The sequence below is a fragment of the Candidatus Amarolinea dominans genome (genome assembly GCF_016704685.1).
In the GTDB taxonomy this organism is placed as follows: Bacteria; Chloroflexota; Anaerolineae; order SSC4; family Amarolineaceae; genus Amarolinea; species Amarolinea dominans.
On sequence record NZ_JADIZS010000023.1, the window covers coordinates 1 to 13,189 of the forward strand.

10 protein-coding genes are annotated in these 13,189 nt (G+C 63.2%); 8 read left to right on the forward strand and 2 right to left on the reverse strand.

Translation table 11 applies throughout. The features are described 5' to 3' along the window. Positions 1–66: 66 nt before the first annotated feature. Positions 67–375 carry a HigA family addiction module antitoxin gene (locus tag IPF85_RS16040; protein ID WP_343409220.1) on the forward strand — a complete coding sequence of 103 codons (309 nt, stop codon included), beginning with the start codon at positions 67–69 and terminating at the stop codon, positions 373–375. A gap of 201 nt (positions 376–576) precedes the next feature. After that, the gene (locus IPF85_RS16045; RefSeq protein ID WP_343409085.1) at positions 577–2,388 is read left to right on the forward strand and encodes an aldehyde ferredoxin oxidoreductase family protein; all 1,812 of its coding nucleotides are present in this window, start codon (positions 577–579) and stop codon (positions 2,386–2,388) included. 103 nt (positions 2,389–2,491) lie between these two features. Here IPF85_RS16045 and IPF85_RS16050 read toward each other — a convergent pair whose 3' ends face one another. After that, positions 2,492–3,928, reverse strand: a complete 1,437-nt coding sequence (locus IPF85_RS16050) for a cohesin domain-containing protein (RefSeq protein WP_343409086.1) — start codon at positions 3,926–3,928, stop codon at positions 2,492–2,494. 435 nt (positions 3,929–4,363) lie between these two features. Between IPF85_RS16050 and IPF85_RS16055 the strand changes: the two genes are divergently transcribed. From IPF85_RS16055 to IPF85_RS16080, 6 genes are all read left to right on the forward strand, one after another. Further along, positions 4,364–5,503 (forward strand): acyl-CoA dehydrogenase family protein, encoded by a 1,140-nt coding sequence (locus tag IPF85_RS16055; RefSeq protein ID WP_343409087.1) that lies wholly within the window; start codon positions 4,364–4,366, stop codon positions 5,501–5,503. Positions 5,504–5,566: 63 nt separating this feature from the next. Next, entirely contained in the window at positions 5,567–6,703 is a 1,137-nt protein-coding gene (locus IPF85_RS16060) for a thiolase family protein (RefSeq protein WP_343409088.1), read from the forward strand. A 202-nt stretch (positions 6,704–6,905) separates the two neighbouring features. Continuing rightward, entirely contained in the window at positions 6,906–7,313 is a 408-nt protein-coding gene (locus IPF85_RS16065; protein ID WP_343409089.1) for a nucleotidyltransferase domain-containing protein, read from the forward strand. Then, positions 7,297–7,686, forward strand: a complete 390-nt coding sequence (locus IPF85_RS16070) for a HEPN domain-containing protein (RefSeq protein WP_343409090.1) — start codon at positions 7,297–7,299, stop codon at positions 7,684–7,686. Before IPF85_RS16065 ends, IPF85_RS16070 begins: the two co-directional genes overlap by 17 nt. A 36-nt stretch (positions 7,687–7,722) precedes the next feature. Next, positions 7,723–8,604 carry an S-methyl-5'-thioadenosine phosphorylase gene (mtnP, locus tag IPF85_RS16075; RefSeq protein ID WP_343409091.1) on the forward strand — a complete coding sequence of 294 codons (882 nt, stop codon included), beginning with the start codon at positions 7,723–7,725 and terminating at the stop codon, positions 8,602–8,604. Positions 8,605–8,682: 78 nt separating this feature from the next. After that, positions 8,683–11,109: a hypothetical protein gene (locus IPF85_RS16080; RefSeq protein WP_343409092.1), complete on the forward strand. Its 2,427-nt coding sequence runs from the start codon at positions 8,683–8,685 to the stop codon at positions 11,107–11,109. A 28-nt stretch (positions 11,110–11,137) separates the two neighbouring features. Here the strand turns inward: IPF85_RS16080 and IPF85_RS16085 are convergent, their stop codons facing one another. Further along, on the reverse strand, positions 11,138–13,153 hold the full coding sequence (locus tag IPF85_RS16085) for an amidohydrolase (protein WP_343409093.1): 2,016 nt from the start codon (positions 13,151–13,153) through the stop codon (positions 11,138–11,140). Positions 13,154–13,189 lie beyond the last annotated feature (36 nt).

The following is a 13,189-nucleotide window of genomic DNA, read 5'->3' on the forward strand; positions in this document are numbered from 1 at the left end:
TTCGTTTTGCGGCGGGTGATGCCGAAGTTGTGGATTACGAGGACTATCATTGAGGGTTGAGAGATGATGAAAATGGTCAATCCCCCCCATCCCGGCGAGATCATCAAGGGGTTGTGGCTCGATCCGATGGGTGCCAGCATCACGGATGCGGCACAGGCGATGGGCGTGAGCCGCAAGACCTTATCGAAGATCGTGAACGGCCGCGGGCGCGTGACGCCGGAGATTGCGTTGCGCCTGTCTATCGCTCTGGGCAGCAGTGCTGAAAGCTGGCTGGGGCATCAAGCCGTGTATGATCTGTGGGAGCTTGAGCAGCAGCCTAACGATCTGCGCGTGGTGCCATTGTTCGCATCAGCGCCTGCCTTCGCCTCCGCCTAACACACGCGGTGTGTTGCGGCAGCGGGTGGTCGAGTACGGCTCGGGGCCTAACACCACGTCCACCTGATCGCCTGTGGCGGGGAAGCGTGGGGTGCGAGCGTAATCTGACCGCAGGCGCAGATGACGTTTTCCGTTCAGGCGCGTTCAGGAGTCCGAAGCTTGTTCAGGGGCTACCATGATGACAGCAGGAGGAAAACCAACATGACTCAACCTTACGCCGGGCAGTATCTGCGCATTGATCTGACCGCGGGCAGCATCAGTCGCCATCCCATCGCGGAGACCGACGTGCGTCAATGGCTGTTGGGCAGCGGCTACGCAGCCTGGCTCTTCAGCCAGGAGATGGACCCCACACGCGACCCCTATGACCCGCACAGCCCACTCTATATTTTCAACGGTGTGCTCAGCGGCACCTTTGCGCCCACCGGCTGCCGATCCTCCTGGTGCGGTCGCTCACCGCTGACCGGCATCTGGGGCGAGGCCAACATGGGCGGACACTGGGGTGCGGAGCTGCGCTTTGCCGGGCTGGATGGCCTGGTGATCAGCGGCCGCGCCGACCAACCGGTCTATCTCTACATCCACGATGGTGGGGCTGACATTCGGCCTGCCGGCCACCTGTGGGGCAAGAACCATTATGAAACCTATGACCTCCTGCGGGCAGAGACCGACCCGAAGGCACAGATAGCCAGCATTGGCGTGGCCGGCGAGAACCGGGTGCGTTTTGCCGGCGTGATGCAGGGCGGCATCGAACATGCGCGCACGGCCGGCCGCACCGGCATGGGCGCGCTGTTGGGTTCCAAGAACCTCAAGGCCATCGTCACACGGGGCAAGGCGCGACCCGGCTATGCAGACGAGGCCGGCTTCAGGGCGACGGTCAAGGCGCAGAATGCCAGCATCAAAGAGTTTGCCATTGGCCTGAGCAAACTGGGGACAGCGGGCGGGGTGCCAGGCGCGGAGCGAGTGGGCGATTTGCCGCTGCGCAACTGGCGGGATGGCACCTGGCCGGATGCGGCGCAGATCAGCGGCCAGAAAATCTCCGAGACGATCCACGATAAACACACCTTCTGCTTCGCCTGCCCCATCGGCTGCGGTAAGACGGTAAACATCCAGGAAGGCGCCTATGCCGGCACCGTGGGTCACGGGCCTGAATACGAAACCCTGGGCGGCTTTGGCGGCCTGCTGCTCAATGGCGACCTGAACAGCATTGCGCACATCAACTATCTGTGTAATGACTACGGTCTGGACACCATTTCCACCTCGGCGGTGATTGCCTGTGCGGTCGAGGCCTTCGAGCGCGGCCTGCTCACCCTGGCTGACACCGATGGCCTGCGGCTCGCATGGGGCAACGCGCCGGCGATCGTCGCCTGTGTCCACGCCATTGCGCAGCGAACCGGCTGCGGCGACCGCCTGGCCGAAGGGGTGCAGCGCCTGGCCGCGGCGCTGGCCGCACCCGATCTTGATATCACGGTCAAAGGCCTGGAGCTGCCCTACCATGATCCCCGCGCCTTTCTTTCCATGGCGGCGAACTACGCCACCGCCAATCGCGGCGCCTGTCATATGGAATCGTGCTCCTACTGGCCGGGCTACGGGCAGCGCATCGAGGGATTGGACTTCCCTGACGACCCCGACCGCCTGAGCCAGGTCGGCGCAGGCGCCCTTGCTGTCCGCTACCAGGATTATGTGAGCGTCTACAATCCGTTGGGGTTGTGCAAGTTCATCATCAAGGGACACGTGGGGCCAGCGCAGATTGCCGCGATCGTCAATCCTGCCACCGGCTGGAGTTGGACAGCGGACGATGTGATGGCCGCGGGTGCGCGTTTGTTCAACCTGAAGCGGCAGATCAACACCCGCTACGGCATCCGCGCAGCCGACGACACCCTGCCCGCGCGCCTGCTGACGCACGCGCGCCCCAGCGGCGGCGCGGCCGGATCGCTGCCCGACTTTGCCCTGATCATGGATGAATACTACGCCGCGCGCGGCTGGGACCGCGAGAGCGGCCTGCCGGTCACGGGGTAAGGCTGGAAACCAGTAGGTCACGCCTCCGGCGTGACGACGTCCTCTGCCACAGAGGTCGCTTCCCTGAGCCAACGTCGTCCGGCCAGGAGACCGGACCTACGAATCAATGGTAATGTACCCGCAGGGCCACGTAATCCAGGCTGAAGTCGCGATCCACGGCCGCGGCCACCATGGTGAGGCGCATGCGGAAACTCGCGTTGCTCAGGTTGGCTACGGTCCAGGTACGACCCCAGGTGTTGGCGCTGCCGCCGACGGTGAATGTCGCCTCCGTCGCGCCCAGCGTGCCAGTACCCTGCGGCGTGGTCCAGGTGACACCGCCATCGGCTGACAACTGCACGCACAGGAAGGGCGCACCCACGCTGCTATCGGCCTTGGCGTCCAGGCGTACCTCCAGGCCGCTGATGGTCGCGCCGCCGGGCAATGCCACATCGAAGTTGTAGTAGAGGTGCCGATCCTTGCGCGGCGACGTGCAGCTCGTGCTGGTACCGGTGCCGCTGTCCATATCGGCGGCGAACAAACCGTCATCGGCGTAAGCGTTGGTCGGACTCACCTCGAAACCGTTCGCGTCGCCACCATCCGTGGGCTGATTGGCCGTCGGACTGAGGAAACCGGTGTTCAGCACCGGCACCGTGGCGGTCGGCGTGGGCGTCGGCCCGTCGGTGGGGGTGGCCGTCGGCGTCGCGGTGCGGGTGGGGGTCTTGGTCGGTTTGGGCGTGCGCGTCGGCGTGACCGTAGGCGTGGGCGATGGCCCGGCCGTGGGGGTCAGGGTGGGCGTGGCCGACGGCGCCGGCGATGGCGTGGCTGTTGACGTCGCGGTGGGCGGCGGGGGGGTGCCCGGAGTCGCTGTAGCGGTCGCTATGGGGGTGCGCGTCGGCGTCCTGGTCTTGGTCGGTTTAGGCGTGCGCGTTGGCGTGCGGGTTGGCGTCGCGCTCGGCGCAGGCGTGAGGGTGCTCGTTGGCGTCGGCGTGGCCGTGGCTGCGACCGTTGGTGTTGGGGTGGATGTCGGCGGTATCGTTGGCGTTGGCGTCGCGCCAGACACAATGATCTGGCCGGGCTGCGTCGTCACCGCCTGAACAGTCGCGAGGCGATCGGTGATCAGGCTGTGGGTAAAGACAAGGTCGCTGCTGCCGAGGCCCAACGCGTGAAAGGTGATGGTGGCGAGTATGCCAGCGCCGTTGGGGCCAGACGGCGTTGCGCCCAGCGTGTAACCGCCGAAGGAGACCGTGCCGGCGTTATTGTCAATGTGCGGGCCGAGGGCATAGGCCGGGCGGCTGCTGCTGCCCAGGAAGGCGCCAAGCTGCACATCGGTGACGGCAACGACGGCCGGTGCATAGGACAGAGTGAACTCGAACGCGCCCAGGTCAGCGGCATCGGTGATGACCACATCCACTGTGATCGAGGCGTTGAGCGAGGTGGTGGTGACGGCCGGTTGCAGGCCGATGGAGAGAGCGTGGGGCGCGGCAGCCAACAACATTGGCGAACGCGGCGACCAGAGGCCAGACCAAAGGGCGAACAAGGTGAGCACGCAGGCGACAGCCAAGACGGCTCCGAGCGCAACGAAAGCAGATTTCCTCAACATAGGTTTTCCTTTTCGACAACCTTCCGACAACGATGATCCAGCTGGGAGCCGCCCATCCGCAGTCACAACAGGGTGCGTTTCAATTTGGATGCCTGGTCCACGAAGGTGGGCATCGCAATCGTCGCAGCGACTTGCAGTCGTCCGCTCTGCGCAGATGGTGAGGCGTATTGTAGCATGTTTGCCCAGAAGTAAAAATAGGCCGTAGGTCGGCGGGCAGAGTGTCGCAGATCATGACCTTTGGAATTCTGGCGGCCCGAAGTTGCCAAATGCGCGCGTTGTATGGTAAACTGATGACGCGGGGCGTCATCAAAATGCCGCGTGTTACCCTTCGTTTTTTGCCCACCGTGTGATCTTGCGATCAACGGCGATCTATGACACAGTTGTGGAGGCTTCACCATGATTGACTTTACCCTGACCGATGAGCAGCGCATGCTGCGCGACCTGGCGCACGACTTTGCGGTCAAAGACATTCTGCCCGTTGTCGAACACTTCGATAAGAGCGGCGAATTTCCCTGGCCGATCATCAAGAAGGCCCAGGAAATCGGTCTCATGAACCTGAACGTGCCCGAAGCCTATGGCGGGCCGGGCGTGGGCGTCCTGGAGGAGTGCATCGTGGCCGAGGAACTGGCCTGGGCCTGCTCCGGGATTCAGACGGCAACCATGCTCAACCAACTCGCCTGCCTGCCGATCATCATCGGCGGCAGTGAAGAGCAAAAGATGCAGTACCTGGGCGGTTGGGTGATGGACAAGCAAAAAATGCCTGCCTATTGCGTCACCGAGCCAGGCGCCGGCTCTGATGTGGCCGGCATCAAGACGGTGGCCGCGCGGCGCGGAGACACGTATGTCCTCAACGGCACCAAGACCTGGATCACCAACGGCCCGGTGGCCGATCTGTTCGTGGTGCTGGCCAAAGTGGACCCATCCGGCGGTCACCGCGGGCTGAATTTCTTCATCGTCGAACGCGGCTGGGGCGTCAAGACGAGCAAGCCGATCGAGAAGATGGGCCAGCACGCCAGTTGGACGAGCGAAGTGATTATGGAAGATGTGGAAGTGCCGGCGGCCAACCGCATCGGGCCTGAGGGCGCCGGTTTCAAGGTGGCCATGGAGGTCTTCAATAAATCACGCCCGCCCGTGGCGGCCGGCGCGGTCGGCGTGGCACGCCGGGCCATGGAGGAAGCGATCAAGTATGCCAAGGAGCGCAAGGCGTTTGGTCATGCCATCGCCAGCTACCAGGGCATCAGCTTCATGGTGGCCGATATGGCGATGAACATCCATGCTGGCCGTCTGTTGACCTGGCAAGCAGCCTGGCTGGCCGATCAGCACCAGCCTAACGCCAAGGAATCGGCGTTTGCCAAGGCGTTCTGCGCCGACATGGCGATGAAGACCACCACCGACGCGGTGCAGGTTTTTGGCGGCTACGGCTACAGCGCCGAATACCCGGTGGAAAAACTGATGCGCGACGCCAAGATCTACCAGATCTACGAAGGCACATCGCAGATTCAGCGTACCATTATCGCCCGTGAGTTGTTCAAGTAGATCAACTGAGTTGTTCAAGTAGATCAACGCCCAGGCCAAACGAAAAGATAGCGGGAGGAAATAATGCGTGACGTTTACATTGTCTCCGCCGTGCGCACACCGGTCGGTCGCAAAAATGGCGCCTTGAGCGGTCTGCATCCGGTGGCCGTAGCCAGCCTGCCCCTGCAAGAGGTGGTGCGTCGGGTGGACCTCGACCCGGCCGCCGTCGAAGATGTGGTGATGGGCTGTGTGACCCCCATCGGTGAGCAGGGCGCGAACATCGGCCGCCTGGCGGTCCTCAACGCAGGCTGGCCCGTCTCCGTGCCTTCGGTCACACTCAACCGCATGTGCGGCTCCAGTCAACAGGCCATCCACTTTGCGGCCCAGGCCATTGCCGCCGGAGACATGGACATAGCCGTGGGCGCCGGCGTGGAGTGCATGAGCCGCGTGACCATGGGCTCCGACTATCCGGAGCAGTTCTATGCTGGCATCCCCTACGACCTGATTCCGCAGGGCATCTCGGCCGAGTTGATATGCGACAAATGGAACCTCAGCCGTGAGGATCTCGATCGCTACAGCTATGAAAGTCACCAGAAGGCCGCCGCCGCCACCGCCGCCGGCTACTTCAAGGCTGAAATCATGCCGGTAACGGTGGCGCATAACGGCAGCCAGGTCACCCTGGACTACGATGAGGGCTTTCGCAGCAACGTGGATCTGGCGAAGATGGGCCAACTACGCCCCGCGTTTCGCGCCGATGGTCGCATCACCGCCGCCAGCAGCAGCCAGATCAGCGATGGCGCCGCGGCCGTGCTGTTGGCCAGCGCAGAGGGCCTCAAGCGCCACAACCTGACGCCGCGCGCGCGCATCGTCGCGCGGGTGGTCGTGGGCAGCGACCCGCTCATCATGCTGGATGGCCCCATCCCGGCCACGCGCAAGATTCTGGCCCGGGCCGGCCTGACCATCGAAGACATGGATACCATCGAGATCAACGAGGCCTTCGCCTCGGTGGTACTGGCATGGCTAAAGGAGATCCAGCCGGACCCGGCACGCGTCAATCCCACGGGCGGCGCCATTGCCATCGGTCACCCCCTGGGCGCCACCGGCGCCAAGCTGATGGCCACCATGCTGCACCGCCTCGAACGCACCGGCGGCCGCTATGGCCTGCAAACCATGTGCATCGGCCACGGCATGGCCACTGCCACCATCATCGAACGCGTCTGAGCCACCGCCCTAGCCCCATCCTGTCCCCGGCCCTGGCGATTGCGCATCTTGCCACGCACAAGTCGCCCGTCAGGGTCGGGGACATCTTTTTGTACGCCGCGCCAGACTTGCGATTTTGGCGGAACTGGAGAAGCGGTTATAATCGTCATCCTCAGAACTTCACTGAACAAACACAATCTGAATGCACCAGGGCGTTTAGCGTATGGACACGCAAACCGCGACAAACGAGCAAACAACGATTGAACTGGCCGATGTCACTGATCTGGTCATGACGCCGATCGGCTGCGCACTGCCGGTGGCGCGCGCGCTGCCGCTGGCGGTACGCCGTATCGTCGAAAGCCTGCACCCAGAAAAGATCATTCTTTTTGGTTCGTACGCCTACGGCAAACCAACGCCAGACAGCGATGTAGATCTGCTCGTAATCCTTGACACAACAGCGTCGCGCAGCGAGCGCAGTTGGAGTGTCTCGCGCTTACTCATTCCACGCCCTTTTCCAGTTGACATCTTGGTTCGTACTCCCGCTGAGATAGAACAATCGGTCCTCAAGCGCGACTATTTCATCCTGGAGATCCTGTCACAAGGTAGAGTCCTTCATGAGCATCGAAACTGACATACGCGCCTGGGTTGAATTTGCTGAGGCAGATTATGACGCAGCCTGCGCCATGCTGCGTCGTCGCCGACCACTGAATAACCACGCCTGTTTCTGCAGTCAACAATGCGCTGAAAAGTACCTCAAAGCCTTACTCGTTTCCAGGGACGTTGTTGTCCCCAAGACACATGACTTGATTCGATTGAGCGAGTTGTGTGCTAATGTCGGCATTCTGGTCGGTATGGACGATGAAAGATTGAACACATTGGCAGAATATGCGATCACTGCCCGCTATCCCGGTGATGCACCAACTCTGGAGGAGGCGCGTGACGCGCTAACGGTCGCCAAAGCCGTGCGCCGTTTTTCACGAAAATTTCTAGGCCTGACAAAATGAGACCGGCAATCAACATTCGAGAGGTAATCAAGATCAATGACTGACTCATTTCGCATTGGCATCATTGGCGGCAGCGGTGTTTATCAGATGGAAGCACTGCAAGAGGTGCGCGAGATCACCCTGGACACGCCGTTCGGCGCCCCCTCGGACGCCTACATCACCGGGGTGCTGGATGGCACGCCGGTGGCCTTTCTGGCCCGCCACGGTCGCGGGCATCGCATCTCCCCGACCCAACTCAACTCTCGCGCCAATATCTGGGGCTTCAAGGCGCTTGGCGTCGAGTACCTGATCTCCATTTCGGCCTGCGGCTCCTTGCAGGAAGGGATCGCCCCCGGCCACATCGTTGTGCCGGATCAGCTCTTCGACCGCACGCATCTGCGCCCGCTTTCCTTCTTCGATGACCCCACGGCCGGCACCGGTGGCCTGGTCGTGCATGTCTCGCTGGCGGACCCCTTCTGCCCCTTCCTGAGCGACGTGTGTTTGGCCGCAGTGCATGAGACCGGCAATCCGGTACACCAGGGCGGCGTGTTCATCACCATCGAAGGCCCGCGCTTCAGCACCAAAGGCGAAAGCCGCATCTTCCGCCAATGGGGTTGCAGCATCATCGGCATGACGGCCGTGCCCGAAGCGCAGTTGGCGCGTGAGGCCGGCATGAGCTATGCCACGATGGCGCACGTGACCGATTACGACGTGTGGCACGAGACGGAAGAGCCGGTCACGGTGGACGCGGTCATCCGGGTGCTGCTGCACAACGCCGAGGTTGCCAAGACCGCGGTGCGCAATGCCGTGCGTCTGTTATCCACGGCCGGCCCCAGTCCGCAGGCTGACGCGCTCAAGGATGCCATCATCACCGACCGCAGCCGGATTCCGGCGCAGACGAAAACACGCCTGGAGATGCTGATCGGGAAGTATTTGTAGACGCGAACGGACTTCGGAAGTCTGAGGGAAATTGACTTCCAGAGTCCGGGAGACTTCGGAAGTCTGAGGGTTGAAGCGTTGCCCACACCCAAGCACCTGGACTGGCAAATTGGTGAAGAGACCTGGGGACAGCGCGTGACGGAAGCGCCGCGACGCCGCCTGCCGCCTCTCCGCCCCTGGCTGCTGATCCTGCTTGCGGTTGCATTGGTTTGGGGCTGGTGGCGCGTGATTCGCCCGGCCGATGTGTACCCCGCGTCCACGCCGCTGCCGGCCACGGTGACGACGCCGACTCCGGTCGCCACGCCGACGCGGCTGCCGCGGGCCAGCAGCCGTCTATACCACATTCTACAGACCGAAAAAGGCACGCGCAGCCTGGTGGTGTTCAATCCCCTCCTGGGCAGTGTGGTGCGCCGGCTGCCGGTCGGCAATACGCCGCAGTTCACCCTCTCGCCTGACGGCGCCACGCTCTATCTGGCCGATTTTGTCACCACAACCGGCGGCACGACGAGCCGCCTGCGCATTTTCGACACCCGTTCGTGGTCCATGCTGCGCCAGACCGAATTGCCCAACCGCGTGCGCTGGCCGCGCAACGCCGGCCCGCCCGCGTTGATTATGGCGCCCGATGGCCTGGCCATTTATGCCCAGCGTCTGATCAGCCAGACCTATACCGTTGACCGCCTTGATCCCACGACCGGGGAGTTGGCCGCTTCTGGCGTCGTGGAGCCGCTGGCGAGCACCGAAACCTGCAGCGAGGTGCGCTTTGTCTTTGCCGCAGCCAACGGCCGCTGGCTGTATGACCTGTGTCGCAACGGGGTGCTGCACTTCAACGATCTGCAGCGCCGCACCGTGAGCCGCAGCCTGAGCCTGCCGCTGGCGCCGTCGCCACAGAGTCAGGCGCCGGTGACGCACAGCCTGGCCGGCGCGGTGATGTCGGCCGACAGCCAATTTTTGTACACCGTGACCGAAGATGGCATCCTGACCGAGGTAGATTTGAGCGCTGGCCGGGTGGTGAGTGAGGTGCTGTTGCCGCTGCAGGCCGGGCATCGCGTGATGCCCTTCCAGGTGGCACAACTGGAGACGCCGCACAGCCTGGTGTTGGGCTTGAGTCATGGCAGCGAAGGCGAGGCGGGGCTGGCCAGCGAAATCTGGTTCTACAACCTGGAGACGCGGGAGCTTGCCAACCAGTGGGTGGTTGACCCCCCGTTCGCCAACCTGGCCGTCAGCCCCGATTTGTGGGAAGTGGAGACTCCTCTCTCCAGCCTGGCCCTGCACAGTAACGACCAGGTGCTGGTGACCAGCGACCCGTACGGACAACAGTTGGTGGTATACAACCTGCTGACCGGCGCCAAGCTGCGCACCATCACCGACAGCGGTAGCGCGTGGTCCAGCCTGGTACTGGCGCCCGCACCGGCCACAGCGCAGTCAGCCCAGGCTACTTCGCACGAGCGCCTGTACCTGGTGGATGCCGGCGGTCCGGAGCTGGGGGCGAGCGTCCATGTGATTGACGCCGACAGCAACCAGCAAATGTACGCCATCACCGTCACGTACGCGGCGGCGATGCAAGCGCCTGAGGTGGCCGTCACCCTGATGGGCGATCGGCTGTGGCTGCTGGACGGGGCAGAGCAAGCGGGGCAGAATCGCCTGCATCTGCTCGACACAGCATCCGGTCTTGAGTTGGCGCAGATGACGATACTCAATCGGTTGACGCGACGCACAGCGGGCGGCTGGCCGCCGCTCATCAGCAGCGATCTCGGCAGCCATGTCATGGTGCAGCACGCCACGCCGGTCAGTTCGGCGGTGTGGCTGGAGAATTACCTGGCGATGCCGCCAGGAATCAGTCAACAGGTGGAGGTGCCCTTCTGGTACAAGACGCCGTTGTGCGGGCCGTCGCACTTGCTGTGGCGCGCGTCGGCCCAGCAACTGCTGGTGCTGTGCCAGCCAGAGACAGGCCCGGCGCGGCTCACCGTGCTGCCGCTGGACACCCGCCGCCCGATGCAGACGCTGACCTTGCCCGCGGTGCTGCAAGTGCGCAGCGGTGTGCTCTCACCCGATGAATCCATCCTCTACGCGCTGGCCGATGGGCCGGCGGTGTTGCCCATTCACCTGGAGCCGCTGCTGGCTGACGCACCGGTCCCTCTCGCCATTTTTGACATTGTGGGCCGGCCGTTGGGCCAGCCGGTGCTGAGCGCCGACGGCAACACGCTCTACCTGGCGCTGACCTTCCCGGCCGATCCGCTGGCGTTCAACACCCTGTTGGGTACGGCCTGGGCGGTGGACACGCAGAACTGGCGGCTCAAGACACGGCTCGGCATGGAGCGCACCTTCATTGATTTGGGCCTCAGCCAGGACGGTCAACGCCTGTACGCGTTGGACGCCACTATTGCCCTGAACGCCTACACGCACAACATCTTCGTCTTCGACACGCAGCTCAATGTCCTCATCCGTAAAATTCCGAACGAAGCCGTCAACCCGGTGCGCCTCATCGTCGCCCCCGCGCCGCCGTGAGCAGGTTACCGAGCCCGCGTGGGCGACCTCACCAGGCCAGGGAGGTGTACTCGCCCAGGCGCCGGCTGCGCAGGTTGATCTTGAGCAGGCGCAGAATCTCGCCGATCAGATCGGCCTTCTTTTCCGCGTCCGCGCGTGACCAGGTGCGACTCTTGATCTCCAGAAACGGTGTGCTGACCATCGGCTTGCTCAGGCGGTCGAAGTTCAGCGCAAATTCCTCACCCTTGTAGCGCACCCAGTAGCGCGTGCGCCACTTGATGATCTCACGCACACGGTCGGGCTGGAAATACTCCTGGTAGAAACGCAGGGAATGAACCGCGGCCGCCAGGTAATGCGAACGCGAGAGAATAACCGAATCGGCATACTCGCGCTCCTTCGTCTCCCCAATCACCGTCAGGTAGTAGTGCGGCTCGATGGATGGCCCTGGCCCCATGCCCTGGCGCCCATCCTCCGGCTCCACGATCTTGTTGTCCTCGCGGTAGCGCACATAGCCGCCCATCTTGCCCTGGTCGAACAGGAAATAGGTGTCGAACTGCTGGCGTACGCTGCGCCGGATGATTTCGAACGGCGCCTGGTGCAGCAGCTCCTCGAGCGGGCGCAGGTCATCCACTTCCACTTTCACCTGCACCTCGAACGACTCCTGCAAGGACTGCTGCATGTCGAGATCGCTCACCGCCAGCAGCTTATCGAGCAGGCTCTGCTCGCGCTGGCTGATGAAGGTGTTGATGCGGGCGGCAAACTCGGTTGCCTTCTCGATCACGAGAGGCACGTCAATCGTCAGATACTGGCCGTCACGCAGCAGCCATTGACCATCTACCATCACGTGGCAGACATCGCTGGCCTTGGCCGCGTAAACCAGGTGCGAATAGATGTGAGCCGGGCTGAGTTGGTAGCGTGGGTTGAGGTGTGGCGCCTTCATGTCCACCACGGTCAGGTCTGCGCGCTTGCCTACTTCCAACGAGCCGATCAGATGATCGAGATGGACTGCGCGCGCGCCCTCGATTGTGGCCATGGCAAAGACATCACGCGCCGGCAGCAGCGTGGGGTCGCCCATCGTTCCTTTGGGCAGGAAGGCCGCCAGGCGCATTTCCTCGAACATATCCTGGTCGTTGTTGCTGGCCTGACCATCGGTGCCCAGACCCACGTGTACGCCCAGGCTGCGCAGGCGCACCACAGGCGCCACCCCGCTGGCGAGCTTCATATTGCTCGACGGGTTGTGCGCGACGCCGGTGCGTGTGTTCGCCAGGATGCGCATTTCGCCATCGTCCAGGTGTACACAGTGCGCGGCGATGACTTTGGCCTGGAAAAGGCCCAGGCGATTGACATAGGCGATAGGCGGATCGCCATGCTCCTTGCGGCTGTTCATCACCTCCAGCGACGTCTCGCAGAGGTGAATGTGCAGCGGCACGTTGAACTCTACCGCCAGGTTGACGCAGGCCTCGAGCATTTCCGGCGTGGAGGTGTACGGCGCGTGCGGCGCCACCGACGGCACGATGCGCGGATGGTGGCGCCAACGTTCGATGAACTGCCGGCAGTAGGCCAGGCTCTCATCGTAGCTGGCTGCATCGGGCGACGGGAAGCGCAGAATCGTCTGCCCCAGAATGGCGCGCATGCCGACCGCGTCCACCGCGCGGGCCACGGCATCCTCGTAGTAGTACATATCGTTGAAACAGGTGACGCCGGAGCGAATCATCTCGGCACACGAGAGCAACGTGCCCCAGTGACAGAAGTCCTCGCCCACGTACTCCCGCTCCACCGGCATCATGTAGCCGAGCAGCCAGACATCCAGGCGCAAGTCATCGGCCAGGCCGCGCAGCAGGCTCATCGGCACGTGCGTATGCGCGTTGATCAGCCCCGGCATGATCACTTGCCCGGCACAGTCCACCATCTGCGGCGCCACGTAACGGCTCAAAATCGTCGCTGCCGGCCCCACCGCGACCACCTGCCCCTCGCGCACCGCCACGGCGCCATCGGCCACGATTTCCTCTTTGGCGTTCATCGTGACCACGATGCCGCCGTGTACAATGGTGTCCACGCTGATCATTAGCCTGCTATCCTTTCACGAGACAACCGATGAGCT

What these genes read in the sequence shown, in the direction of transcription:
- IPF85_RS16040 (WP_343409220.1), top strand. Translation starts at nt 67, where the DNA reads ATGAAAATGGTCAATCCCCCCCATCCCGGCGAGATCATCAAGGGGTTG.
- IPF85_RS16045 (WP_343409085.1), top strand. Translation starts at nt 577, where the DNA reads ATGACTCAACCTTACGCCGGGCAGTATCTGCGCATTGATCTGACCGCG.
- IPF85_RS16055 (WP_343409087.1), top strand. Translation starts at nt 4,364, where the DNA reads ATGATTGACTTTACCCTGACCGATGAGCAGCGCATGCTGCGCGACCTG.
- IPF85_RS16060 (WP_343409088.1), top strand. Translation starts at nt 5,567, where the DNA reads ATGCGTGACGTTTACATTGTCTCCGCCGTGCGCACACCGGTCGGTCGC.
- IPF85_RS16065 (WP_343409089.1), top strand. Translation starts at nt 6,906, where the DNA reads ATGGACACGCAAACCGCGACAAACGAGCAAACAACGATTGAACTGGCC.
- IPF85_RS16070 (WP_343409090.1), top strand. Translation starts at nt 7,297, where the DNA reads ATGAGCATCGAAACTGACATACGCGCCTGGGTTGAATTTGCTGAGGCA.
- mtnP (WP_343409091.1), top strand. Translation starts at nt 7,723, where the DNA reads ATGACTGACTCATTTCGCATTGGCATCATTGGCGGCAGCGGTGTTTAT.
- IPF85_RS16085 (WP_343409093.1), bottom strand. Translation starts at nt 13,153, where the DNA reads ATGATCAGCGTGGACACCATTGTACACGGCGGCATCGTGGTCACGATG.